Here is a 24,900-nt window from a genome sequence, read left to right on the forward strand (position 1 = left end):
GGGCGGATAAACCTCACAGGAATTACGTCATCATGATCCGCGACACCATCAAGGCCGCGCAGATTTCTGCCATGAAATCGGGCGACAAGCCCCGCCTCGCCGCCGTCCGCCTGATCCTCGCCAAGCTGAAGGACAAGGACATCGAACTGCGAACGGCCGCCGCGCTGCCCGACGATGACGTGCTGGTAACGGACGTGCTGCAGAAAATGGCCAAGCAGCGCCGCGAATCGATCACGATGTATGAAGCGGGCGGTCGTCAGGAACTGGCCGATGTGGAACAGGCTGAACTGGCCGTGATCGAGGAATTCCTGCCCCAGCAGATGAGCGAAGACGATACCCGTGCTGCAATTGCCGCCCTGATCGCCGATCTGGGCGCGGCGGGCATGAAGGACATGGGGCGCGTGGTGGCGGCGCTGAAGGCGAAGCACGGCACACAACTGGACATGAGCAAGGCGAGCGGTCTGGTGAAGGCGGCGCTGGCGGGGTAAACGCCAAAAACTCCCCTCCCGCCTGCGGGAGGGGTTGGGGGAGGGCATGTTGGACAACACTGGCGAGTTTGATCGCGCTTGGTCCCGCGAGAACGACAAAGGCTACAGCCGCCCCACGGCTCGCTCCCGCGAACTGCGCCAGAATGCCACCGAGGCGGAACGCAAGCTCTGGCCTTACATTAGCGCACGCAAACTGAACGGCGTTCGCTTCAACCGGCAATTCCCTGTCGGTCAGTTCATTTGCGATTTCGTCTCACGCGAAATGCGCCTCGTTATCGAACTTGACGGCGGACAGCACGCGACCGCAACAGAATATGATACAAGGCGCACCCGCTTCCTGGAATCGCAGGGCTACCGCGTGCTGCGGTTCTGGAACAATGAAGTGATGAAAAATATTGAGGGCGTTTTGAGGGTTATTCGGGATACGTTGGATAACATGCCCTCCCCCCGCCCCTCCCGCAGGCGGGAGGGGCGTTTGTGGTCCCGTGCGCTTCGCGACGGGGAGGTTAAGTGAGCCTGACCCCGCAATGGATGGACGAACTGCGCACGCGGATCTCGCTTTCGGGCGTGATCGGGCGGAGCATTCGCGTGACCAAGGCGGGGCGGGAGTTCAAGGCGTGTTGCCCGTTCCATAACGAGAAGACGCCCAGCTTCACGATCAACGATGAAAAGGGCTTCTACCACTGCTTCGGCTGCGGGGCGCATGGCGATGTGATCCGCTGGATGACCGACCATCAGGGCCTGCCGTTCATGGAAGCGGTGAAGGAACTGGCCTTGCAGGCGGGGATGGACGTGCCCGCCCCCGATCCCCGCGCCGCCAAGGTGGCCGAGCAGCAGAAATCGCTGCATGATGTGATGGCGGCGGCGCAGGACTTCTTCGTCCGCTCTCTGGCCGATGAGCGCGGCGAGCAAGCCCGTCGCTACCTGGCCTCGCGCGGGTTCCCGCCGGGCGTGGTCCGCGAATTCGGCTTCGGGTTCGCGCCGGACAGCCGCACTGCGCTGAAAGAGGCGCTGTCCGCCTTCCCCGATGCCATGCTGATCGAAGCGGGGTTGCGCATAGTGGTTGAGGGAAAGGAGCCTTACGACAGGTTTCGCGGGCGGCTGATGCTGCCGATCCTTGATCCGCGTGGTCGGGTGATCGCATTCGGCGGTCGCATCCTGAGCGCCGAAAAGACCGATGCGCCCAAGTACCTGAACTCGCCCGACACGCCGCTGTTCGACAAGGGCCGCACGGTTTATAACCTCCACCGCGCCGCGCCCGCCTCTCGCGCAAACGGGCGCGTGGTCGTGGTAGAAGGCTATATGGATGTGGTTGCGCTGGCGGCGGCGGGCATTGGCGAAGCGGTCGCCCCGCTCGGCACCGCGCTTACCGAACACCAGATCGAACGGTTGTGGCGGCTGGTGGAAACGCCGACGCTCTGTTTCGACGGCGATGCAGCGGGCCAGCGCGCGGCGATGCGCGCCATTACCCGCGCCCTGCCCATGCTGCGCCCCGGTCACTCGCTGCGCATCGCGACCCTGCCCAAGGGCATGGATCCCGACGATGTTCTGAAACGCGACGGCCCGCCCGCCATGGAAGCACTGCTGAATGAGGCGCGCAGCCTTGTCGATGTGCTGTGGCAGGTGGAGCGCGACGCCCTGCCCCTCGCCACGCCAGAGGACAAGGCCGGCCTGAAGGCGCGGCTGCTTGCCCATTGCGAAACGATCCAGCACCCGGATATCAAATCGCTCTATCGCCGTGAATTGACCGAGCGATTCGGCGAACTCGCCTTTGCCCGCAAGGAGCGCGCGCCATTCCAGCCGCGCACGGGGGGGCAGTCCCGCGGCAATCAGGGCAAAGGACCGTGGAAGCCCGCTCCGCCGCCGCTGGGAGCCGATGACAAGGCGCGGATGCTGAAGGTCGGCAATGGGCCAAGCACCATCCTGCTCAGTGCGGTCCTGGCCGGACTGGTCCGTCACCCCGGCCAGATTTCGCGCCATGTCGAATCGCTCGCCCGGCTTCAGCCGGAAGATAGCAGGACGGCGGCGCTGCTCGATGCGCTTCTGGCGATGGCCGATGATGCGCAAACGCTTGAATCCGCCAGCCTCGAACCCATATTGATCGAACGTGGGCTTCGGCCCCCGTCGGCACAGGACTACGCCGGGATGCGATTCGGCTTTTCGGCTGGCGAAAGCGGGCAGGCATCGGACGAACTGGCCGAAGCCGTATCGCTGCTGGTGGAATTGCCGGCCGTCGAAGAAGCGCTTGCAGCAGCAACGCAAGCCCACGAAACGGCGTTTTCCGACGATAGTTTTGCCGAACAGCAACGATTGTTGCAGCGAAGGCTGGCATTGCTTGCCCGTTTGGGGCAGATGGGCCGTGCTCGCGCTGCGTTATAATTATAGTCACACGCACTTCGGGTCAGTCAGGCCCGGCTCTAGATGGTGGTACCGGGGTTAAATGGCTTCAAACGACAAGACCGACGGCGACGCTCCGCTGATTGATCTCAACGATGCTTCGGTGAAAAAGCTGATCGCCCGCGCCAAGCGGCGCGGCATCATCACCTATGACGAATTGAACGAGGCCCTGCCTCAGGACCAGATGTCTTCCGAACAGATCGAGGACATCATGGCCGCGATTTCGGAAATGGGCGTCAACATCGTCGAAACCGATGAAGACAATACCGATCCCGAAGACAAGGAACCCGACGATCAGGATGAGCCTGAAACCGGGATGGACGACCGCCCGGTCGTCGAAAAGCGCAAGGAAACCATCGAGCGTACCGACGATCCGGTGCGGATGTACTTGCGCGAAATGGGCGCGGTCGAGCTTTTGAGCCGCGAGGGCGAAATCGCCATCGCCAAGCGCATCGAAGCCGGGCGCGACACCATGATCATGGGCCTGTGCGAAAGCCCGATCACCTTCCACGCGATCATCCAGTGGTCAGACGCGCTCAATGCCGGTGAAATGCAACTGCGCGAGATTCTCGATCTCGACGCGATGCTTTCGAAGGAACCCGCGCCCGAAGCCCTGTCCGAAGACGGTGAGGAAACCGGCGAGCCGGAAATCAGCGAGGCTACCGCCGGTCCTACCTTCAAGGAAGAAGAGGACGTCGAGGAAGAAGTCGCGGCCGATGACGAGGACGACGAGTTGCGCGAACGCCGCGCCCGTCCTGCCGAAGAAGAGGAAGAGGACAACACCCTCAGCCTCGCGCAGATGGAAGCGCAGCTGAAACCGGCCGCGCTTGAACGCTTTGCCGAAATCACCGCGCTGTTTCGTGCCTTTGAAAAGATTCAGGGCGAACGGCTTGACGCGCTTGGCCTCGGCAACGATTTTCCGGGCACACGCGAAACGCAGTACCAGAAGCTGCGCGAAGACCTGACCGCGCAAGTGGAATCGGTTCAGTTCCACGCGTCGAAGATCGAATACCTGGTCGACAATCTCTATGCCTTCAATCGTCGCCTGACCACGCTGGGCGGCCAGATGCTGCGCCTGGCTGAACGTCACAAGGTGCCGCGCAAGGACTTTCTCGACATGTATGTCGGGCGCGAGCTTGACGATGGCTGGCTGCAAAGCCTTGCCACGCGCGACAAGAAGTGGGCAGCCTTTGCCACCAACGAGGCCGAACCGGTTGAGCGCATTCGTGCCGAGATTGCTGATATTGCGGCTGCCACCGGCATGTCACTCGGTGAATTCCGCCGTATCGTCAACATGGTCCAGAAGGGTGAGCGCGAGGCGCGCATCGCCAAGAAGGAAATGGTCGAAGCGAACCTGCGTCTGGTGATATCGATCGCCAAGAAGTACACCAACCGTGGCCTGCAATTCCTTGATCTTATTCAGGAAGGCAACATCGGGTTGATGAAGGCGGTCGACAAGTTCGAGTACCGCCGAGGTTACAAGTTCAGCACTTATGCCACATGGTGGATCAGGCAGGCCATCACGCGGTCCATCGCGGATCAGGCGCGCACGATCCGCATTCCGGTGCACATGATCGAGACGATCAACAAGCTGGTCCGCACCAGCCGCCAGTTCCTGCACGAGCAGGGCCGCGAACCGACGCCGGAAGAAATGGCCGAGCGCCTGTCGATGCCGCTCGAAAAAGTGCGCAAGGTGATGAAAATCGCCAAGGAGCCAATCTCTCTCGAAACGCCGATTGGCGACGAGGAAGATTCGCACCTGGGCGATTTCATCGAGGACAAGAACGCGATCATCCCGGTGGATGCGGCAATTCAGGCGAACCTCAAGGAAACGGTCACCCGCGTCCTTGCCAGCCTGACGCCACGCGAAGAACGTGTGCTGCGCATGCGCTTCGGCATCGGCATGAACACCGATCATACGCTCGAAGAAGTCGGCCAGCAGTTCTCGGTTACCCGCGAACGCATCCGCCAGATCGAAGCCAAGGCGCTGCGCAAGCTCAAGCACCCAAGCCGCAGCCGCAAGATGCGCTCGTTCCTGGATCAGTAAGCACAGCACCGAAGCATATTCGAAAGGGCGGTGGAACGCGTTTCCGCCGCCCTTTTCCATGGCTCACGCAAAACAGACCGTCACACCTGTTACCATGCGCCCGATCGGGCACTGTCGCAGCGGCGATTTGCGGTGGCGTGTTGGGCTGTGACAGCTTATGGGGCCGCCAACGATTCCCGATAAACCGCTATCGAAACGGAACTCATGCGCATTGCCATCGCCTCGGATCATGCCGCCGTCGAACTCAAGGCGGCGCTGCGCGAATATTTGATCGAGCAGGGCCACGAGGTTGCCGACCTTGGTCCCGAAACTGCTGATCGGGTCGATTACCCGGACTACGGTTACAAACTCGCGTCAGTCGTCGCCGATGGCACGGCTGAATTCGGCGTGGCTTTGTGCGGATCGGGCATCGGCATTTCCATCGCCGTGAACCGCGATCCGGCCTGCCGTTGCGCACTGGTGTCCGAACCGCTTTCCGCCGCGCTTGCCCGCGAACACAACGATGCCAACGTGATCGCGATGGGCGCGCGGCTGACGGGCGAGGACATGGCCAAGGCCTGCCTCAATGCTTTCCTTTCGACTGACTTTGGCGGTGGTCGCCATGCCGGTCGCGTTGCAAAACTTTCCAATCCCGCATTATGAAGGAGCCACATACGATGACCACTGCAACCGCAGCGCCGGAAATCCGTAAGGCCGGCTTCTTTACCGAACACCTCGAAAGCGCCGACGCCGAAGTCTTCGCCGCGATCCGTGGCGAATTGCACCGCCAGCAGACCAAGATCGAACTGATCGCCAGCGAGAACATCACCAGCCTTGCCGTGCTGGAGGCGACCGGATCGGTCTTCACCAACAAGTACGCAGAGGGCTATCCGGGCAAGCGCTATTACGGCGGCTGCGAATATGCCGACGTGGTGGAAACGCTCGCTATCGAGCGGGCGAAAAAGCTGTTCGGCTGCGATTTCGCCAATGTGCAGCCCAATTCGGGCAGCCAGATGAATCAGGCCGTGTTCCTCGCCCTGCTGCAACCGGGCGACAGCTTCATGGGTCTCGACCTCAATTCGGGCGGGCACCTGACCCACGGCAGCCCCGTGAACATGAGCGGGAAGTGGTTCAAGCCGATCCCCTATGGCGTTCGCGAAGACGATCACCTGATCGACATGGACGAAGTTGCGCGCCTTGCCCGCGAAAACAAGCCCAAGCTGATCATCGCGGGCGGCACCGCCTATTCGCGAATCTGGGACTTCCAGCGCTTCCGCGAAATTGCCGATGAAGTGGGCGCGTGGTTGCTGGTCGATATGTCGCACTTTTCCGGCCTCGTTGCCGGTGGCGCACATCCTTCGCCGTTCCCGCATGCCCATGTGGTCACCACCACCACGCACAAGAGCTTGCGCGGCCCCCGTTCGGGCGTGATCCTCACCAACGATGAAGCGCTGGCAAAGAAGTTCAACATGGCGGTATTCCCCGGCATGCAGGGCGGCCCGCTGGTCCATGTGATTGCCGCCAAAGCCGTTGCTTTCGGCGAAGCGCTCCGCCCTGAATTCAAGGCTTATGCCGCACAGATCGTCGCCAACGCCCGCGCGCTGGCCGAAGCTGTCAAGGATGCCGGGCTTTCGGTCGTATCGGGCGGCACCGAAAATCATCTGATGCTGGTCGACCTTTCGGCCAAGGATGTGACCGGCAAGGCTGCCGAGAAGGGCCTCGACCGGGCCTGGCTGACCTGCAACAAGAACGGCGTTCCGTTCGACAAGCGCTCGCCCTTCGTAACATCGGGCATTCGCCTCGGTACGCCAGCGGGCACGACGCGCGGTTTCCGTGAGGAGGAATTCCGCGCCATCGGCAAGCTGATCGGCGAAGTGGTCGATGGCCTTGCGCGCAATGGCGAAGAAGGCGATGGTCAGGTGGAACAGCGAGTGCGCGACCGCGTTGCGGACCTGTGTGCCCGTTTCCCCATCTACCCGGAGCTTTGAAGCCATGAACGACCGTGACGATCTTGCCACCCGTGCGAAAGATGAAATTTCCGGCATGGCCAAGCAGGGCCTTGCCCATCCTTCGACCAAACCGGTGTTGACCGGCATGGCAATCGGCGCGGTCGCTGGCGCAGTTCTCCCGGTCGTTTCCTTGCCGCTGGGCCTGGCGGTCGGGGCGGGTATCGCCTTCTGGAAACGGATCAACCGATAAACTGATGCGATGCCCGTTCTGTGCCCATGACAACAGCCAGGTAAAGGACAGCCGGCCGAGCGAGGATAACACCTCGATCCGCAGGCGTCGGCAGTGCGAAGGCTGCGGCGCGCGTTTCACCACGTTCGAACGCGTACAGCTACGCGAGGTTCTCGTGGTGAAGAGCGGCCCGAACAATGACGGGCGGCGCGAACCTTTCGACCGTTCGAAGATCGAACAATCCGTTGCGCTTGCCTGTCGCAAGCGTCCGGTAGCGCAGGAGCGGCTCGATCAGCTGGTATCGGGCATCCAGCGTCAGATCGAAACGATGGGCGATGCCGAAGTGCCATCCAAGGCCATCGGTGAAATGGTCATGGAAGGCCTGCGCCAGCTCGATAGCGTCGCCTACATCCGCTTCGCCAGCGTCTATCGCGATTTCACCGAAGCGCGCGATTTCGAGGAATTTGCCAGCAGCGTTCAGGAAATGAGCGGGCTTGGGGCGGCGGACTAGTGAGCATCCCGGAAAACCGCCAGCCGGTGATCGTGCTGGTGCGCCCGCAACTGGGCGAGAACATCGGCAAGGCTGCCCGCGCCATGCTCAACTTCGGCCTGATCGAACTGCGGCTGGTAACGCCGCGCGATGGCTGGCCCAATCCATCGGCAGGCCCGGCAGCGGCCGGCGCGGACATCGTGCTGGAAAAGGCACAAGTGTTCGAATCCCTGGCAGAAGCCGTGGCAGACTGCGCGCACGTCTATGCCACCACGGTGCGCAAACGGGGCGTGACCAAGCCGGTACTCACGCCTGAGCTGGCCGCAAAGGACACGATCACCGCTCCCGGCCGCAGCGCCTTCGTGTTCGGACCGGAGCGTTCGGGTCTTGAAACCGAAGATGTCGCGCTGGCTCGTGCGATTGTCACAGTGCCGATCAACCCGGAATTCGGATCACTCAACCTTGCGCAGGCAGTCATCCTGTGCGCCTACGAGTGGTCGAAGCATGCCGATCTGGTGCAACCGACGGTCGAGGAGATCCTCCCCCCTGCCCCGCAGGAAGACTTTGAGGGCATGTTCGAGCAGTTGTGCGGAATGCTGGAGCCACGCGGCTACTTCGAGCCTGAAAGCCGTGCTGCCCATAACCGGCGGACGTTGCGTTCGGTGCTGACCAAGGCGGGCTGGAACCATCTTGAAGTGCGCACCCTGCGCGGCGTGTTGAGCGTACTGCGGCGCAGGCCTGGGTCAAAGCCGGGCGATCCGCGCGATTGATCGATTCGGCCGCCTATTTTCGCGAGGCCTGATCCCGTACCGCAATGGACGCATCCGAAAGCCGGTCCCAGAAATCGGACACGAGACTTACCGGTACGCCAAGCTCGAACGCCTTGCGCCGAATCACCGCCATCGCCTGACGCCGCTCGTCATCATCGTCCCAAGCCCCTTCGCCTATGGCCCGCACGAGAGCAAAGCGTTGAGAAAGCAGGAAGAGTATTTGCCGGTCGATGGACGTGACATCGCCCGCGGCCATTTCGGGCAACGCAGTGAATTCCGGCTGGGGCGACCTGTCGAGCATCAGGGATGACTGCACTCTCTTTTCGGAGTGCTGTCTATGGCAGGTGCCCTTGACATCTCGTTAAATCTCTGTTCTTGGCCGCCCTTCGCAATTGGCCTCGCACTCCCGGTGAAGCGGTGGCCGCATTCTGCAAATGGCAGAATGGTGCGGTTCCGGGACTAGAAACTTCGGCACGTTGCCGAAGCATTGCAAATTGAAGGATAGCGCATGTCCAAGCGCAAGGCATCCAAGTACAAGATCGACCGTCGCCTCGGCGAGAATATCTGGGGTCGTCCCAAATCATCGGTAAACCGTCGTTCGTACGGTCCCGGCCAGCACGGCCAGCGCCGCAAGAGCAAGGTTTCCGACTTCGGCATCCAGCTGCGCGCCAAGCAGAAGCTCAAGGGCTACTATGGCGACGTGACCGAAAAGCAGTTCAAGCGCACCTATCAGGAAGCGTCGAAGATGAAGGGCGATACCGGTCAGAACCTGATCGGCCTGCTCGAACAGCGCCTCGACATGGTCGTGTACCGCGCCAAGTTCGCGCCTACCGTATTTTCGGCTCGCCAGGTGGTTTCGCACGGACACATCTACGTCAATGGCGTGAAGTGCAACATCGCTTCGCGTCGCGTTCGCCCCGGCGACGTGATCAGCCTTGGCAAGAAGGCCAAGGAAATGGCCCTCATCGCCGAAGCGCAGACCCTGCCGGAACGCGACGTTCCCGATTACGTCTCGACCGAAGCTGACAAGGCCACCTTCACCCGCGTTCCCACGCTGGACGAAGTGCCTTATCCGGTGAAGATGGAACCGAATCTGGTCGTCGAGTTCTACTCGCGCTAAGATTTCCGGTCCTTCGAAAGACACGAGGAGGCGGGGCGAAAGCTCCGCCTTTTTCGCGTTTGCAGCAGCTGCGTTAGTTTTTGTTTTTGCAGCGTAAATGAGGGGATTTTTCGGGAACCGCGATGCGCCCGAACCATTGCACAGGCATGTCGCACTATCGCTTTGTCACCCCGCACCGCGCCGGAAAATGGTATCCCGATCTTCTAACCGCACAGCGTCAGGCTTTCGCCATCGGCGCCGGCTTTCTCGATCAGCGAACGGGCATGTTCTACCCCTACAAAGGCACCAGCCTCGAAGTCGGCCAGCCGGGCTTCGGAGATGATCCGCAGGGAATGGCAGCCTAACGCGCGAAGTAATCACGCCGGAAATCGGCAGCAAACGCTGCAAGCCGCGCTTCGGCTATTGCGGTACGCATCCCCGCCATCAACTGCTGATAGAACCACAGATTGTGCTCGGTCAGCAGCATCGCGCCGAGCATTTCACCGGACTTTATAAGGTGATGCAGATAGGCGCGGCTGTACTTCGTACACGTGGGGCATGGGCAGCTTTCATCAAGTGGCCCTGTATCCTCGGCATGGCGCGCGTTGCGCATGTTCAGCGGACCGTTCCAGGTGAAGGCCTGTCCATTGCGGCCAGAGCGTGTTGGCAGCACACAATCGAACATATCGACGCCGCGCTCCACCGCCCCGACCAGATCATCGGGCTTGCCCACGCCCATCAGGTAGCGCGGACGGTCGGCGGGCAGCTGGCCGGGCGCAAAGTCCAGCGTGGCGAACATCGCCTCCTGACCTTCGCCCACGGCAAGCCCGCCAATAGCATAGCCATCAAAGCCAACGTCGATCAGTGCCTCAGCGCTGGCCTTGCGCAAACCCTCGTCCAGCGCGCCCTGCTGGATACCGAACAAGGCTGAGCTTTCGGCATGTTCGCCGCCTGCATCAAAAGCATCGCGACTGCGCCGCGCCCAGCGCATCGACATTTCCATCGATTTTGCGATGACATCGCGCGGTTGGTCGGCGCGGGGGCATTCGTCGAAGCACATCACGATGTCGGAATCCAGCAGCCGCTGGATTTCCATGGACCGCTCAGGACTGAGCATGTGGCGTGAACCATCCAGATGGCTGGCAAACGTCACGCCCTCTTCGGTGATCTTGCGCAAGTCCGACAGGCTCATCACCTGATAGCCGCCGCTGTCGGTCAGGATCGGGCGATCCCAGCCCATGAACTTGTGCAAGCCGCCCAGCCGGGCAACGCGCTCTGCCCCCGGACGCAGCATCAGGTGATAGGTGTTGCCAAGAATGATGTCGGCCCCTGCCGCGCGAACGTCCTCGACCTTCATCGCCTTCACGGTCGCGGCCGTACCCACCGGCATGAAGGCGGGTGTGCGGATCTCGCCGCGCTTCATGCGGATCGTGCCAGTGCGGGCCTTGCCATCGGTGGCGTGGATATCAAAGGCAAAACGGGTCATGGGCGAATGCTCGGCAAAAAGAGATTGCGGCCCTTAGGCCTATTCGCCAAGGCGCGCAAATGCTTGACCCGATACAACTGGACCTGTGGCTATATCCCGCGTTGACGCTGGTTGCGGTACTTTCGGGATTCATTGATGCCGTCGCTGGCGGTGGCGGTCTGGTCACCATGCCCATCCTTCTGTCGACCAGCCTGCCCCCGCACATGGTGCTGGGCACCAACAAGGTCCAGTCGATGTGCGGCACATCGATATCGACATGGCGCTATCACAAGGCAGGGTTGTTCAGCTTTCGACAAAACGCACCGCTTGCCGCTGCCGTCTTCGCGGGCGCTCTGCTTGGCACACTGGCGATCCAGCGGCTCAGCGCCGATGTGCTCAAGCTGGTCGTGCCCGCACTGCTGATCAGTGTGGCGCTTTATACGCTGCTTTCGCGCGGCATGAACGATGATGACCGCAAGGCCGTGATCAGTGAGCGGACATACATGCCGCTTGCCGGGAGCATCGGGTTCTATGACGGCTTTTTCGGTCCGGGCACGGGCCAGTTCTTTGCCACGACACTTGTCGGGCTTCGCGGTCTGGGTCTTACGCGGGCTACCGGGCTGACGAAATTCCTGAACCTCACCAGCAATTTGGCAAGCCTGATCGTATTTGCCATCGGTGGGCAGGCGTTGTGGATTCTGGGGCTGTGCATGGGCGCCGGCGCCATGACCGGCGCCTGGATCGGCTCGCACTTTGCCACCAGATTCGGCGCGCGGATGATCCGGCCCTTGCTGGTGGTGGTCAGCATCGGTTTGACCGGGCGCCTCGTGTGGGGCTGGTTCTCCGCCTAAGGCAGAAGCAGGCTGGAATCGCCGTAGGAATAAAAGCGATAGCCCTCCGCAATCGCGTGAGCGTAGGCTGCCTGCATGCGTTCCAGCCCCATCAGCGCGCTGACCAGCATGAACAGTGTCGACTTGGGCAAGTGGAAGTTGGTCATCAGCCCATCGATGGCGCGAAAACGGTAACCGGGCGTGATGAAGATGGCGGTATCGCCTTCGAACGGGCGGATTAGCCTGTCATCCCCGGTCGCGCTTTCGAGAAGCCGCAGCGACGTGGTGCCTACCGCGATGACCCGGTTGCCGCGGGCGCGGACAGTATTGAGCCGATCCGCTGTCGCTGGGTCAATCGTGCCCCATTCGGAATGCATTGCGTGGTCGTCGGTATCGTCAGCCTTGACTGGAAGGAACGTGCCCGCACCCACATGCAGGGTAAGCGTCTCGGTCTTTACCCCCCGCACTGCCAGTGCTTCCAGCAATTCCGGCGTGAAATGCAGTGCGGCGGTAGGCGCAGCTACCGCCCCGTCCTTTGCGGCGAACATCGTCTGATAATCGCTCCGGTCCTGCTCGTCGGTCGGGCGCTTGCCCGCGATGTAGGGCGGCAATGGCATTCGCCCTGCCCGCTCCAGCAGGACTTCAACCGGTTCGTCTCCGGGAAAGAACAAGGTCCAGCTGCCATCGGGATGGCGCGCTTCGGCCATCGCCGAAACCCCTGCCCCGAACTCGATCAAATCGCCATCTCGCAACCGCTTGGCGTTGCGCACGAAGGCCTGCCAGCGCCGCAAATCCACGCGCTTGTGCAGCGTTGCGCCAATGCGCGCATCGCCACGCCGCCCTTCGAGCTGTGCCGGGATGACGCGCGTGTCGTTGAATACCAGCACGTCACCGGGGTTCAACAGTGCGGGCAGATCGCGCACGTTCAGATCACGGAACGGCCCTTCTCCGGCCACACCCAGCAGTCGCGCAGAATCGCGCGGACGTGCTGGCCGCAAGGCAATGTTCTCAGGTGGCAGATCGAAATCGAACAGGTCAACGCGCATGGCCGCGCCCTAACCGCAAACGGCGATCAGTTCGACCGCGAATTACTCAGCATATCCGCGGTGATGGCAGGCGCCGCAGACGGGCCAGTCATCGCTGGCGCAGGCTTGTTGTCCGCAGCGATGGATGCCTGCACGACCTTGGTCGGGTTCGCGGGCGGTTCGCCGCGCACGATCGCGTCGACATTGTCCATGCCCGCAATGACGCGACCGAAGTTGGTATATTTGTGATCAAGCGCGAATCGCGGATAGAACACGATGAAGAACTGGCTGTTCGCCGAGTTCGGCTCGTTCGTGCGCGCCATCGAAACCGATCCGCGCACGTGCGGAATGGCATTGAACTCCGCCGTCAGATCAGGAAGCGTCGAACCGTTTTGTCCGGTGCCGGTCGGATCGCCGGTTTGCGCCATGAAGCCGTCGATCACGCGGTGAAAGATCACCCCGTTGTAAAAACCCTGCCGTGCCAGTGTCTTGATCCGCTCGACATGATTTGGCGCCCATTCCGGCATCAGACGGATCACAACACGGCCGCCGTTCGAAAGGTCAAGCAGCAGAATGTTTTCACGATCAACGCTCTGGTCGGCGTTCACCGCATAAGTCAAAGGCTTGGTTTCTGCGGCCGGTGCGGCAGTCTTGTCTCCGTCCTTGTCTTGCGCCAGCACAGGCGATGCAATCAGGGCAGCGCCAAGCGCGAGACCGGTAATAAAGCGCGAAACCATGAGACAGTCGAACTCCAGATAATCCGTAGCGCGGATAGTCGTGTCGCGCTGTCGCTGCAATGAACGAATGCGCAAAGGGCGGCGTTCGCGCTTTTCAGTAATCGCCCAGGCGGCCGATCCTGTCGACACGCGCGATCACTTCCTGGCAAATCGTCGGTGTCACGAATCCTGAAATGTCGCCGCCGAACAGGGCGATCTCCTTGACCAGCTTGGATGCAATCGGTTGCAGGCCGACGTCGGCCATCAGGAACACCGTCTCTATTTCGGCATCGAGCTGCTGGTTCATGCCGGCCATCTGGTATTCATATTCGAAATCGGCAACGGCGCGCAGACCTCGCACGATCATGCTGGCGCCCTGTGCGCGCGCAAACTTCATCAGCAAGGCATTGAAACCAACCACCTCGACATTGTCGATGCCCTGATCCGCCACTTCCCGTCGTACGCTTTCCATGCGCTCGTCCGGCGTAAACATCGGATTCTTGGATGGATTCGTCGTCACCCCGATGATCAGCCGATCAACCAGCTTGGCCCCGCGCCGGATAATGTCGAGATGCCCTAGCGTGATCGGGTCGAATGTGCCGGGATAAACGCCGATACGTTCAGCCATCAGTGGTTCCTCTCCACGATGAAGCGCGCAAGTTCGCGCAGCAGGTCCGCTTCGGGACCATAACTTTGCAGCAGGTCTACCGCCTGCTCCACAAGGCGCCGGGCCTGTTCGCGCGCCCGATCCGGGCCGAGCAGCGACAGGAACGTCTGTTTGCCCTGCGCGTCATCCTTGCGCAGCGCCTTGCCGGCAGCGGCCTCGTCGCCTTCAAGGTCGAGCAGATCATCGGCGATCTGGAAAGCGAGGCCAATATCGCGGGCATAGCCGCGCAGATGGGTCCGGCCCTCGATCGGGACATGGCCGAGAATCGCTCCCATCTCGACCGATGCTCCCAGCAGCGCTCCGGTCTTGAGTTGCTGCAACCGGGTCACCGTGGGCAGATCGAAGCTGTTGGTTTCGGCCACGATGTCCATCATCTGGCCACCGCACATCCCGTTCATCCCGCTTGCCGTCGCCAGCGTACGGATCAGTTCGATCCGCACGAAGGGATCGCCACTCGTCGCCGGATCGGACAGCACTTCGAACGCGAAATCGTGCAAGGCGTCACCGGCCAGCACGGCTGCGGCATCATCGAATGCCACGTGAACCGTCGGCTTGCCGTGACGCAGGCCATCGTCGTCCATGCAGGGCAGATCGTCATGGATCAGCGAATAGACGTGGATCGCCTCGATCGCCGTGCCGACACGCACCGCCGCCTCGCGCGATACACCGAACATCGCCGCCGTCGCGGTCACCAGCAACGGACGAATGCGTTTGCCCCCGCCAATGGTGGCATAACGCATCGCTTCGACCAGCCGATCACGCGGGTCGCCCGGCAGCGGCAACAACAGATCGAAGCTGTGGTCGATGTCGTCGGCAATCGCCTTCAGCGCAGGCTTCAGCAAACCGTTTGCCTGTGACATGACCGCCCCGATCAACCCGCTGTTTCGTCAAACGGACGCAGGCCCTGAGGCTTGCCGTCGCGGTCAGCGACAATCGCCTCGATCCGCGATTGCGCCGCATCGAGCCGCGTCTGGCAATGCGCGCGCAAGGCATCGCCACGCGCATAAAGCTCGATCGATTCGTCAAGCGGGGCCTCGCCGCTTTCCAGCCGCCTGACGACGGCTTCCAGTTCCTTGAGTGCTTCTTCGAAGCTGAGGTTCGCGTTTTCCGGTGCCATTCCCATTGGGGCAGCATTGACCGGGCAAAAGGGGCGGGTCAAGCTTCGATCCTAAGTTGTCCCGGAGGGAACGAAGGCCATGCAATACCTGATCGCCTATGTTGCAGCCGCCGTCGTGTTCGGCGCGCTCGATGCCGTCTGGCTCGGCTGGGCAGGGTCGAAGCTTTATCGGCCCGCGTTGGGAGACCTGCTCGCCCCCACATTCCGCATCGCGCCCGCACTGGTATTCTATGTCCTCTACCTGTTCGGCATGCTCTGGTTCGCGGTTCGGCCCGGACTTTCGCACGGCCTTGGCGCCGCGGCGCTCAACGGCGCGATTCTGGGCGCGATGTGTTACATGACCTACGATCTCACAAGCCAGGCCGTGCTGGCGCGCTGGCCGGTTCATGTCACCATTGTCGATGTCATCTGGGGCACTTTTGCCACCGCCGTCGCTGCCACTGCCGCAACCTGGGCAGCGCTCAAGTTTGCAGGTTAAGACTAGCCACTTTCGCGCGCGCTCGCTAAGGCGCGCGCCATGTCCGAGATCACCGCAGAAGTCGTCGCCGCCCATGGGCTGTCCGAGGAAGAGTACGAACGCGTACTGAACGCGCTTGGGCGCGAGCCGAACCTTGTCGAACTCGGCATCTTCTCGGTCATGTGGTCGGAACACTGCTCCTACAAGTCGAGCCGCATCCACCTCAAGAAGCTGCCGACTTCGGCTCCCTGGGTTATCTGCGGTCCCGGCGAGAATGCGGGCGTGATCGATATCGGTGATGGGCAGGCTGCCATCTTCAAGATGGAAAGCCACAACCACCCGTCTTACATCGAACCCTATCAGGGCGCTGCCACCGGCGTTGGCGGCATTCTGCGCGATGTGTTCACCATGGGCGCGCGCCCTGTGGCGAACATGAATGCGCTGCGTTTCGGTCGTCCCGATCACCCCAAGATGAAGCATCTTGTACAGGGCGTTGTCGCGGGCATCGGCGGTTACGGCAACTGCGTCGGCGTACCGACCGTCGGCGGCGAAACGAACTTCCACCCGGCCTATGACGGCAACATCCTTGTCAATGCGATGACCGTGGGCGTGGCCGAACAGGACAAGATCTTCTATTCCGCCGCCACCGGCCTTGGTAACCCCATCGTCTATGTCGGCTCCAAGACCGGGCGTGACGGTATCCACGGCGCCACGATGGCGAGCGCCGATTTCGGCGAGGATTCCGAAGCCAAGCGCCCCACCGTGCAGGTCGGCGATCCGTTCACCGAGAAGCTGCTGATCGAAGCCTGTCTTGAACTGATGGCGACTGACGCCATCGTGGCGATTCAAGACATGGGCGCGGCAGGTCTGACCTCCTCGTCGGTTGAAATGGCGACCAATGGCAAGGCCGGCATCATCCTGAACATGGACATGGTGCCCTGCCGCGAAGAGGGCATGACACCTTACGAAATGATGCTCTCGGAAAGCCAGGAGCGCATGCTCATGGTGCTCAAGCCCGGCAAGGAACCGATGGCCGAAGCAATCTTCAGGAAATGGGAACTGGACTTTGCCGTGATCGGCGAAGTGACCGACACCGGCCACATGGTGCTCACCTTCAAGGGCGAAACCGTGTGCGACATTCCGCTCGGCCCGCTGGCCGAAGACGCACCGCTTTATGATCGGCCCGCCCTCAGCCTTGCCGACTACAAGGCATGGGCCAACGTCGCGCCACTCGGCTCGGTCCCTGAAAGCGCTGATCTTGGCGCGGACCTCGTCAAACTGATCGGTTGCCCCGACCTCGCCAATCGTCGCTGGATTTTCGAACAGTACGATTCACAGGTCGGCGCGGACACGTTGCAGAAGTCTGGTGGAGACGCCGCGGTCGTGCGCCTCCACGGTACGCAAAAGGCGCTGGCGATCAGCACAGACTGCACTCCCCGCTATTGCTATGCCGACCCATACGAAGGCGGCAAGCAGGCTGTGGCCGAAACCTACCGCAATATCTGCGCGGTTGGGGCGCGACCGTTGGCAATCACCAACTGCCTGAACTTCGCCAATCCGCAGCGACCCGAAATCATGGCGCAGATCGTCCAGGCGCTCGATGGCATGGGCGATGCCTGCCGCGCGCTCGATTACCCCATCGTTTCCGGGAACGTGTCGCTCTACAACGAATCGAAGGCCACCGGCGGCGGCTCGGCCATCCTGCCCACGCCCGCCATCGGCGGCGTCGGCCTGATGCTCGATCATCGGGTAATGACGACCATCGCGTTCAAGAACGATGGCGATGCGATCTGGCTGGTTGGCCCCGAAGGCACCCACCTCGGCCAATCACTCTATTTGCGCGAAATCGCAGGCCGCGAAGCTGGCGATGCGCCCAAGGTCGATCTCGCAACTGAACGCAAGAATGGCGAGCTGGTCCGCGAATGGATCGCGGCCGGCAAGCTGACTTCCGTGCACGACATCTCGGACGGTGGCCTGCTGGTGGCACTGGCGGAAATGGCGCTGGCAAGCGGCAAGGGTTGCGCACTCGACGCGGCACTCGATACCGCCAAGGCGTTCGGTGAAGACCAGTCGCGCTATATCGTGACCACTGCACCCAACGAAATGCTGGAGGGCGCAACCCGCATCGGCACGGTGGGCGGAACGCAAGTCGCGGGCGTCGAACTCGCCACCTTGCGCGAAGCCAACGAGGCCTTCTTCCGCGACTGGATGGAAGCTTAGGACAGCACCCTTTCCGGGATGGTCTCAGATTGGGTTGCTTCTCAGGCGGCGTTTTTCAGGCTCTTGCCGAGCAAATCATAAGGATCGACGCCGATCCGCGCCCATGTTGCATGCGCTTCATGATAGTAAACGGCTGGGGTGATGTTCAGCCGCCGCCGCACATCCTCTAGCGGCAATGGCAGCAGCGCGGTGATCGACTCCTCGCACAACCGGGGGCAAGCCTTGCCCAGCCGCTGCCCTTCCCGCACCGCTTTTAACACGGGGGCGTCGCTGCGCACTTGCCTGCGGATGTTCAGCCCCGCCATATAGCCGATAAACAGATGGGCTGGTGATGGCTGCTGACTGTACGTGAATGCCAATACGCAAGCCTCGCCCAAGGCATCGCGACCATAACCGGTCAGCACATGCAGCATGTCGTGCACATCGCGCATCCGATTCAGATACCAGCGGAACTGGTCGTCGAACTGCTCGCGCGTGACGGCAAACTTGTCGAACTCATCGACCAACCCCTGCGCCGTCAGCTCTTCGCGTTCCATGAAATCGCAATAGGCATGCGCCAGCGATCCGGCAGGCATGCGCCGCAAAGCCGCATGATCGTCGAGAATGGCCGGGAGATGCGGCTCCATGGCGCGGACTGCCTGTCCGTTGGGAGAAGACAGGAAGCGGACGGCGGAATGGCGTAGCCCCCGCCAGGGCAGCGCTTCGAAAATATGGAAAACTTCCTCGGTGTTTTCCTTATCCTGCATCAGGTTCTGGAAATGATGCCACGCCTTCCACAACCGCAGTCGCGGCCTTGGTCTGCGCTCGTCATACAACGGCAAATCAGCGGGTGACGCGCCGAGCACGGGATTCACGGCCATATCTCCAGAACGATCTGCAAGGACAATATCAACATCGTTGTAAATTCCGGGTCAATCCAGCACCCAGTCCTCGCGCCGTACACCTAGCAGCGAAAGTATCGATGTCAGGTCGCCCCGGTCGATCCAGCCATCGGCGGCAGCCCGCGCCTTGGGCTTCGCGCGATAGGCAATGCCGAAGCTGGCCGCCTCGATCATCGGAATGTCGTTTGCACCGTCACCCGTGGCAAGGCTCAGCCCGCCCTTGCCAAGGCGGGCTGCTTCTTCCAGCAGAACCTGCTTCTTTACTGAACTGTCGACGATCCCGCCGACCAGTCCGCCGGTCAACACGCCTTCATGCAGGCCGAGGCGGTTGCCCACCACACGCTCAAAGCCGAGCAGGTCCGCGACCGGATCGGCGAAGGAATGGAAACCGCCGGTTACCAGAACGGTGTAGCAGCCCCGCGCTTTCAGAGTCGAAACAAGCGTGCGCGCGCCCGCCATCGGGCGGATACGTTCATCCAGGCACTGCCGGATTGCAGCTTCGGGCAGGTCCTTCAACAGGGCGACACGCTCGCGCAGCGCCGATTCGAAATCGAGTTCGCCCTGCATGGCGCGTTCGGTAATCGCGGCTATGCGATCCTTCAGCCCTGCAAAGTCAGCCAGTTCATCAATGCATTCCTGCCCGATCATCGTCGAATCCATGTCGGACACGAACAGATGCGGCACATCGATCAGCCCAGCAGACAGCAGCAGATCGCTTTCCGGGAAACACTGGTCGAGTATCTGGCGAATGCCTGCTGCATCGCCATCGACCACTTCGAGTTCCAGCACATCGTCGCAGGTATCGAGCATGCCCGCGCCCGCCACTTCCCAATCGCGCGCCTCGATCATTTCCATGGCGAGCGCAAGATTGTCACCAAGCGTCTCCGGGTCTGCTATCAACCGCGCGATGATCACCGAGAATTCCTTTGAAGACGAAAACGTGGAACGGGCGGCCGGTCGGCCAAGGCTCGCGCTAATCGCAGGGCCGACCGCCAGCGGCAAGAGCGATCTGGCGGTAAAACTTGCCCTGCGGGCAATGGCGCGCGGGCAGGAAGCGGTGATCGTCAACGCCGACAGCGCGCAAGTCTATGCCGATCTGCGCCTATTGAGCGCGCGCCCGTCTGAAGCGGAAATGCAAGGTGTGCCTCACCTGCTGTTCGGCGCATGGGACGGTGCGCAGGCCTGCTCCGCCGCCGATTGGGCCAAAGCCGCAAGGATCGAGATCACGGCCGCCCACGCGCGCGGTGCACTGCCGATCCTTGTCGGCGGCACCGGCCTTTATATACGCACCCTGCTGGACGGCATCGCGCCCGTGCCCGACATCGACCCGGATGTGCGGACGCAAGTGCGGGCAATGCCGCTGGATATTGCCTATGCGCAATTGCAGGCTGAAGACCCCGCGCGTGCCGCGCTGCTTGCCCCTGCGGACGCCCAGCGCATCACCCGCGCGCTCGAAGTCGTGCGATCGACCGGCCGGCCCCTCGCTCACTGGCAGCGGCAATTGCACGGCGGAATTGCGAACACCGTGGACCTTGCGCCCCTGATTCTCCTGCCGGATCGCCAATGGCTCTACGATCGGTGCGACTTGCGCTTCGCATTGATGTGGCAAGGTGGCGCAATAGAGGAAGTGGAGGCGTTGCTCGCGCGCAACCTGCCCGATGACCTGCCGGTCATGCGCGCCATCGGCGTGCCGGAAATTCGGGCATTCCTGCAGGGCGCCATGGCACCCGATGAAGCGATTACCGCGGGTCAGCAGGCCACGCGGCGCTATGCCAAACGGCAGTACACCTGGTCGAGGAACCAGAATCCGGGCGATTGGCCACGCGTGACGTACGAAAATTCCATTGACATCGATCATGCAGCAAGTTTATTGCGCATATAGCCGCTTGACATGGCATTTTGTGTCAAGTAGCAGGTCGTCAATTGTCCTTGCCGTGCCATGCATGATGAGGATGCCCAAGTGGGGAGAGACGGCCCGGCGCAGCAAACCTGCACCGGGCCGATAATTTTTTGTTTTTCACAATCGCAGTCGCGGCTATCGGCCCATCGGCCGGACGTGGCAGGCAGAAGGATTGAGTGACGTGACAAGCGAGCGCAGCGGCGCCGAAATTCTGGTCGAAAGCCTGGTCGCAAAGGGCGTCGAATTCGTATTCGGCTACCCCGGCGGTGCGGTGCTGCCGATTTATGACGCGCTGTTCGGCGAAGAGCGCATTCGCCATATTCTGGTGCGCCATGAAGCTGGTGCAGCCCATGCCGCCGAAGGCTATGCCCGCGCCACCGGCAAGCCCGGCGTCGTGCTCGTCACGTCCGGCCCCGGCGCCACCAATGCGGTTACCGGCATTGCCGATGCCTTCATGGATTCGATTCCGATGGTCGTGATCACCGGCCAGGTTCCCACCGGCCTGATCGGGTCCGATGCGTTTCAGGAAGCCGATACCGTTGGCATCACGCGCCACTGCACCAAGCACAACTATCTGGTCAAAGATCCCTCGCAACTTGCCGCGACAATTGACGAGGCGTTTCGCATTGCCACCGAAGGCCGCCCCGGCCCGGTCGTGATCGATATTCCGAAAGATGTGCAGATCGCACTGGCATCGTGGAGCAGCGCCGCCCCGCAGCAGCGCAACCGCTACAATCCGCAGACCGAAGGTGGTGAGAAGGAAATTGCGCAGGCGATCGAAATAATCGCCAATGCCAAGGCTCCGGTATTCTACACCGGGGGCGGCGTGATCAATGCGGGGCCTCAGGCCGCGCGCCTGTTGCAGGAACTCCAGTCACTGACCGGCGCGCCCGTCACCTCCACCCTGATGGGTCTTGGCGCATTCCCGGCGGATCATCCGGCGTGGCTCGGCATGCTGGGCATGCACGGCACCTATGAAGCCAATCTGACGATGAATCAGGCCGATCTGGTCGTGTGCATCGGCGCGCGTTTTGATGATCGCGTAACCGGGCGGCTCGATGCCTTTTCGCCGCACAGCAAGAAAATCCACATCGACATCGACCGCGCATCTATCAACAAGACGGTGCGGGTCGACCTGCCTGTCGTCGGCGATTGCGGCAAGGTTCTGGCGCAACTGATCGACGCCTGGCACACGCGCGGCTACAAGGCGCAGGACCTGACCGCCTGGAACGCGCGCATCGATGGCTGGCGTGACCGCAAGAGCCTTTCCTATCCGCGCAAGGCCAAGGCGATCATGCCGCAATACGCGGTCGAGCGCCTGTACGAACTGACGCGGCACCGCGAGCCGATCATCTCGACCGAAGTGGGCCAGCATCAGATGTGGGCGGCACAATACTTCCACTTCATGAAGCCGAACAAGTGGCTCACATCGGGCGGACTTGGCACGATGGGTTACGGCCTGCCCGCCGCCATCGGCGCACAGGCGGGTTTCCCCGACGCGTTGGTGATCGATATTGCTGGCGATGCCTCGATCCAGATGAACATCCAGGAACTGGGCACCGCCACGCAGTATCGCCTGCCGGTCAAGGTGTTCGTGCTCAACAACGAATGGATGGGCATGGTCCGCCAGTGGCAGGAACTGACCTACGAAAGCCGCTACTCGAACTCGTACTCGGACAGTCTGCCCGATTTCGTGAAGCTTGCCGAAGCTTATGGCTGGAAGGGCATTCGCATCACGGACGAGAGCGAACTTGATGCCGGCATCCAGGCGATGATGGATCACGATGGCCCGGTCTTCGTCGATTGTCTTGTCGCCAAGGAAGCCAATTGCTTCCCGATGATCCCGTCAGGCGCCGCGCATACCGAAATGATCCTCTATGGTGACGAGGTTGCCGGCACGATGGACGACGAAGCCAAGGCGCTGGTGTGAGGAACCTCGACATGATGCACATTCACGAAGAGGCGCAGGAGCGCCACGTCCTCACCATCACGGTCGATAACGAAGCGGGCATCCTCGCCAAGATCGCAGGGCTGTTCACCGCGCGCGGCTACAATATCGACAGTTTGACCGTGGCGGACATTACCGACGGGCACGATCTCAGCCGTATCACGATCGTCACGCACGGTCCGCCGCCGGTGATCGATCAGATCCGGGCGCAACTGGAGCGGTTGGTGCCGGTCCACAAGGTGACCGATCTCACCGAAATCGGGCCATTCGTCGAACGCGAACTGGCGCTGATCAAGGTTTCGGGCAAGGGCGAGAACCGCGTCGAGGCGCTGCGTCTGGCCGATGTGTTCCGTGCCAAGGTGGTAGACACCACAACGGCGAGTTTCATTTTCGAACTGACCGGCACACCCGAAAAGATCGACAGCTTCGTATCGCTGATGAAGGAACTGGGGCTGGTCGAAGTCGGCCGCACCGGGATTGTCGGCATGGTTCGCGGTGCGACTGCGGCGTAAATTTCACGAAAAACACTCTAACCAACACGCAACCGTAGCCATCCCCCACTCGTCACCCTGAACTTGTTTCAGGGGCCATCATGCCCCAATCACCGCCTTCTCCGGCGAACACAGAACACGCGGCACGATGGATGCTGAAACAAGTTCAGCATGACGATCAGGAACAAAGGCACGAACAGAGGGAAGAACAATGAAGGTTTATTACGACGCCGATTGTGATCTCAACCTGATCACCGACAAGAAGATCGCCATCCTCGGCTATGGTTCGCAGGGCCACGCCCATGCGCAGAACCTGCGCGATTCCGGCGTCAAGGATGTCGCCATCGCGCTGCGTCCGGGCTCGGCCAGCGCCAAGAAGGCCGAAGCTGCGGGCTTCAAGGTCCTCGCCAACGCCGATGCCGCCGCATGGGCAGATGTGCTCATGATCCTCGCGCCCGACGAACATCAGGCCGCGATCTATGCCGACGATCTTCACGCCAATCTGAAGCCCGGCGCAGCCATTGCCTTCGCGCACGGTCTCAACATCCACTTCGGCCTGATCGAACCGCGCGCTGACATCGACGTCATCATGATCGCGCCAAAAGGCCCCGGCCACACCGTGCGCAGCGAATATCAGCGCGGCGGCGGTGTGCCCTGCCTTATCGCGGTCCATCAGGACGTGACCGGCAACGCACACGATATCGGCCTTGCCTATGCTTCGGGCGTTGGCGGTGGCCGCAGCGGCATCATCGAAACCAACTTCCGCGAAGAATGCGAAACCGATCTGTTCGGCGAACAGGCCGTGCTGTGCGGCGGCGCGACCGCACTGGTCCAGGCCGGTTTCGAAACCCTGGTCGAAGCCGGTTACGCACCGGAAATGGCCTATTTCGAATGCCTTCACGAACTGAAGCTGATCGTTGACCTGATGTATGAAGGCGGCATCGCCAACATGCGTTATTCGATCTCGAACACCGCCGAATATGGCGATATCACGATCGGACCGCGCATCATCACCGACGAAACCAAGAAGGAAATGAAGCGCGTTCTGGACGACATCCAGTCGGGCCGTTTCGTCAAGGCTTTCGTGCTCGACAACCGCGCCGGTCAGCCGGAACTCAAGGCAGCGCGTGGCCTTGCCAAGCGTCACCCGATCGAGGAAACCGGCGCAAAGCTGCGCGCGATGATGCCATGGATCGGCGCAAACAAGCTGGTAGACCAGACCAAGAACTGAGCGGAAACAGGTAGCTTGCAGGCGCAGGCTACCTTTTCCGACAAACGGCCGCGCGTGATCGACGAAAGCGGTGGACGGAATTGCTGCCGATGATACTTCTCCATTTTGGAGATAATCGGCGGGAGAGGGTCCACATCGTGTTCAGATCGTCGATCAGCGCGGCCTCGTTGTGCCTGTCTTGCGTTCCTGCGGTTTCCGCAAGTGCCGCCGCCGACATGGCGCAGCGACCCGTCGCGCCAGCGCCGTCCACCGCAGCCAAACACATCGACCTTTGCGGGATGCGTGCCGCTCTCAATTTCGTCGGATCCATCGCCACGGCACCGGTGCGCAAAAACGTCAGCGAAGCCGCCGGTCACGAACGGATTCGCTGGATCAGGCCCGGCGCAGCGGTAACTCAGGATTTCGCGCCGAACCGGCTGAACGTGATCCTTGACGATGCCGACCGGATCAGGACCATGCGCTGCGGTTGACGGTACAATCGGCTGCTTGTGCCAACCGCCGCAC

At 61.6% G+C, this 24,900-nt stretch carries 28 protein-coding genes; 19 read left to right on the plus strand and 9 right to left on the minus strand.

The features are described from left to right. Positions 1 to 32 precede the first annotated feature (32 nt). From LUA85_RS09930 to LUA85_RS09970, 9 genes are all read left to right on the plus strand, one after another. Positions 33 to 488, plus strand: coding sequence for a GatB/YqeY domain-containing protein (locus LUA85_RS09930; protein ID WP_231469224.1), 456 nt, complete (start codon positions 33 to 35; stop codon positions 486 to 488). Between the two features lie 46 nt (positions 489 to 534). After that, positions 535 to 1,002 (plus strand): endonuclease domain-containing protein, encoded by a 468-nt coding sequence (locus LUA85_RS09935; protein ID WP_231469226.1) that lies wholly within the window; start codon positions 535 to 537, stop codon positions 1,000 to 1,002. Between the two features lie 17 nt (positions 1,003 to 1,019). Next, a complete protein-coding gene (dnaG, locus tag LUA85_RS09940) occupies positions 1,020 to 2,867 on the plus strand; it encodes a DNA primase (protein WP_371823720.1) in 1,848 nt (615 codons plus the stop codon). 61 nt (positions 2,868 to 2,928) lie between these two features. Beyond that, positions 2,929 to 4,932, plus strand: a complete 2,004-nt coding sequence (rpoD, locus tag LUA85_RS09945) for an RNA polymerase sigma factor RpoD (protein ID WP_231469230.1) — start codon at positions 2,929 to 2,931, stop codon at positions 4,930 to 4,932. 204 nt (positions 4,933 to 5,136) lie between these two features. Beyond that, complete coding sequence (gene rpiB, locus LUA85_RS09950; RefSeq protein ID WP_231469232.1) at positions 5,137 to 5,574, plus strand: ribose 5-phosphate isomerase B; 438 nt, start codon at positions 5,137 to 5,139, stop codon at positions 5,572 to 5,574. Positions 5,575 to 5,588: 14 nt separating this feature from the next. After that, positions 5,589 to 6,899 carry a serine hydroxymethyltransferase gene (gene glyA, locus LUA85_RS09955; RefSeq protein ID WP_231469234.1) on the plus strand — a complete coding sequence of 437 codons (1,311 nt, stop codon included), beginning with the start codon at positions 5,589 to 5,591 and terminating at the stop codon, positions 6,897 to 6,899. Positions 6,900 to 6,903: 4 nt separating this feature from the next. Continuing rightward, positions 6,904 to 7,110, plus strand: coding sequence for a hypothetical protein (locus LUA85_RS09960; protein ID WP_231469235.1), 207 nt, complete (start codon positions 6,904 to 6,906; stop codon positions 7,108 to 7,110). Positions 7,111 to 7,114: 4 nt separating this feature from the next. Further along, a complete protein-coding gene (gene nrdR, locus LUA85_RS09965) occupies positions 7,115 to 7,600 on the plus strand; it encodes a transcriptional regulator NrdR (RefSeq protein ID WP_231469237.1) in 486 nt (161 codons plus the stop codon). Continuing rightward, positions 7,600 to 8,349 carry an RNA methyltransferase gene (locus LUA85_RS09970; RefSeq protein WP_231469240.1) on the plus strand — a complete coding sequence of 250 codons (750 nt, stop codon included), beginning with the start codon at positions 7,600 to 7,602 and terminating at the stop codon, positions 8,347 to 8,349. Before nrdR ends, LUA85_RS09970 begins: the two co-directional genes overlap by 1 nt. 13 nt (positions 8,350 to 8,362) lie before the next feature. On the opposite strand, the gene LUA85_RS09975 is transcribed toward LUA85_RS09970, so the two are convergent. Further along, complete coding sequence (locus LUA85_RS09975) at positions 8,363 to 8,650, minus strand: chorismate mutase (protein ID WP_231469242.1); 288 nt, start codon at positions 8,648 to 8,650, stop codon at positions 8,363 to 8,365. A gap of 207 nt (positions 8,651 to 8,857) precedes the next feature. Between LUA85_RS09975 and rpsD the strand changes: the two genes are divergently transcribed. Both rpsD and LUA85_RS09985 read left to right on the plus strand, forming a co-directional pair. After that, positions 8,858 to 9,469, plus strand: coding sequence for a 30S ribosomal protein S4 (gene rpsD, locus LUA85_RS09980; RefSeq protein ID WP_231469244.1), 612 nt, complete (start codon positions 8,858 to 8,860; stop codon positions 9,467 to 9,469). Between the two features lie 146 nt (positions 9,470 to 9,615). Continuing rightward, positions 9,616 to 9,813, plus strand: coding sequence for a hypothetical protein (locus tag LUA85_RS09985; RefSeq protein WP_231469245.1), 198 nt, complete (start codon positions 9,616 to 9,618; stop codon positions 9,811 to 9,813). Here LUA85_RS09985 and tgt read toward each other — a convergent pair. Next, positions 9,810 to 10,934, minus strand: a complete 1,125-nt coding sequence (tgt, locus tag LUA85_RS09990; RefSeq protein WP_231469247.1) for a tRNA guanosine(34) transglycosylase Tgt — start codon at positions 10,932 to 10,934, stop codon at positions 9,810 to 9,812. The genes LUA85_RS09985 and tgt overlap by 4 nt on opposite strands. 59 nt (positions 10,935 to 10,993) lie before the next feature. Here tgt and LUA85_RS09995 point away from each other — a divergent pair, with 59 nt between their 5' ends. Continuing rightward, positions 10,994 to 11,764: a TSUP family transporter gene (locus tag LUA85_RS09995; RefSeq protein ID WP_231469249.1), complete on the plus strand. Its 771-nt coding sequence runs from the start codon at positions 10,994 to 10,996 to the stop codon at positions 11,762 to 11,764. Here LUA85_RS09995 and queA read toward each other — a convergent pair. From queA to LUA85_RS10020, 5 genes are all read right to left on the minus strand, one after another. Then, positions 11,761 to 12,789, minus strand: a complete 1,029-nt coding sequence (gene queA, locus LUA85_RS10000) for a tRNA preQ1(34) S-adenosylmethionine ribosyltransferase-isomerase QueA (protein ID WP_231469251.1) — start codon at positions 12,787 to 12,789, stop codon at positions 11,761 to 11,763. The two genes, LUA85_RS09995 and queA, sit on opposite strands and share 4 nt — an antisense overlap. Before the next feature lie 26 nt (positions 12,790 to 12,815). Further along, positions 12,816 to 13,505 (minus strand): peptidylprolyl isomerase, encoded by a 690-nt coding sequence (locus tag LUA85_RS10005; protein ID WP_231471829.1) that lies wholly within the window; start codon positions 13,503 to 13,505, stop codon positions 12,816 to 12,818. Between the two features lie 94 nt (positions 13,506 to 13,599). Further along, positions 13,600 to 14,112 carry a pantetheine-phosphate adenylyltransferase gene (gene coaD, locus LUA85_RS10010; protein WP_231469253.1) on the minus strand — a complete coding sequence of 171 codons (513 nt, stop codon included), beginning with the start codon at positions 14,110 to 14,112 and terminating at the stop codon, positions 13,600 to 13,602. Beyond that, positions 14,112 to 15,011 carry a polyprenyl synthetase family protein gene (locus LUA85_RS10015; protein ID WP_231469255.1) on the minus strand — a complete coding sequence of 300 codons (900 nt, stop codon included), beginning with the start codon at positions 15,009 to 15,011 and terminating at the stop codon, positions 14,112 to 14,114. Before LUA85_RS10015 ends, coaD begins: the two co-directional genes overlap by 1 nt. Positions 15,012 to 15,022: 11 nt before the next feature. Then, positions 15,023 to 15,274, minus strand: a complete 252-nt coding sequence (locus LUA85_RS10020; RefSeq protein ID WP_231469257.1) for an exodeoxyribonuclease VII small subunit — start codon at positions 15,272 to 15,274, stop codon at positions 15,023 to 15,025. A 73-nt stretch (positions 15,275 to 15,347) separates the two neighbouring features. Between LUA85_RS10020 and LUA85_RS10025 the strand changes: the two genes are divergently transcribed. Both LUA85_RS10025 and purL read left to right on the plus strand, forming a co-directional pair. After that, on the plus strand, positions 15,348 to 15,746 hold the full coding sequence (locus tag LUA85_RS10025) for a DUF2177 family protein (RefSeq protein WP_231469259.1): 399 nt from the start codon (positions 15,348 to 15,350) through the stop codon (positions 15,744 to 15,746). Between the two features lie 39 nt (positions 15,747 to 15,785). Further along, positions 15,786 to 17,945: a phosphoribosylformylglycinamidine synthase subunit PurL gene (purL, locus tag LUA85_RS10030; protein ID WP_231469261.1), complete on the plus strand. Its 2,160-nt coding sequence runs from the start codon at positions 15,786 to 15,788 to the stop codon at positions 17,943 to 17,945. 41 nt (positions 17,946 to 17,986) lie between these two features. On the opposite strand, the gene LUA85_RS10035 is transcribed toward purL, so the two are convergent. Continuing rightward, positions 17,987 to 18,805, minus strand: coding sequence for a Coq4 family protein (locus LUA85_RS10035; protein ID WP_231469263.1), 819 nt, complete (start codon positions 18,803 to 18,805; stop codon positions 17,987 to 17,989). 51 nt (positions 18,806 to 18,856) lie between these two features. Next, positions 18,857 to 19,741, minus strand: coding sequence for a phosphoserine phosphatase SerB (serB, locus tag LUA85_RS10040; protein ID WP_231469265.1), 885 nt, complete (start codon positions 19,739 to 19,741; stop codon positions 18,857 to 18,859). Between serB and miaA the strand changes: the two genes are divergently transcribed. From miaA to LUA85_RS10065, 5 genes are all read left to right on the plus strand, one after another. Next, positions 19,734 to 20,708 (plus strand): tRNA (adenosine(37)-N6)-dimethylallyltransferase MiaA, encoded by a 975-nt coding sequence (miaA, locus tag LUA85_RS10045; protein WP_231469267.1) that lies wholly within the window; start codon positions 19,734 to 19,736, stop codon positions 20,706 to 20,708. The genes serB and miaA overlap by 8 nt on opposite strands. Positions 20,709 to 20,907: 199 nt before the next feature. Beyond that, positions 20,908 to 22,656, plus strand: coding sequence for a biosynthetic-type acetolactate synthase large subunit (gene ilvB, locus LUA85_RS10050; protein WP_231469269.1), 1,749 nt, complete (start codon positions 20,908 to 20,910; stop codon positions 22,654 to 22,656). A gap of 14 nt (positions 22,657 to 22,670) precedes the next feature. Then, the gene (gene ilvN / locus LUA85_RS10055; protein WP_231471830.1) at positions 22,671 to 23,186 is read left to right on the plus strand and encodes an acetolactate synthase small subunit; all 516 of its coding nucleotides are present in this window, start codon (positions 22,671 to 22,673) and stop codon (positions 23,184 to 23,186) included. Between the two features lie 190 nt (positions 23,187 to 23,376). Beyond that, complete coding sequence (gene ilvC / locus LUA85_RS10060; protein WP_231469271.1) at positions 23,377 to 24,396, plus strand: ketol-acid reductoisomerase; 1,020 nt, start codon at positions 23,377 to 23,379, stop codon at positions 24,394 to 24,396. A 137-nt stretch (positions 24,397 to 24,533) separates the two neighbouring features. Continuing rightward, positions 24,534 to 24,866 carry an I78 family peptidase inhibitor gene (locus LUA85_RS10065; protein WP_231469273.1) on the plus strand — a complete coding sequence of 111 codons (333 nt, stop codon included), beginning with the start codon at positions 24,534 to 24,536 and terminating at the stop codon, positions 24,864 to 24,866. The last annotated feature ends 34 nt before the right edge of the window (positions 24,867 to 24,900 follow it).

The sequence above is a fragment of the Novosphingobium sp. CECT 9465 genome, assembly GCF_920987055.1.
GTDB lineage: Bacteria > Pseudomonadota > Alphaproteobacteria > Sphingomonadales > Sphingomonadaceae > Novosphingobium.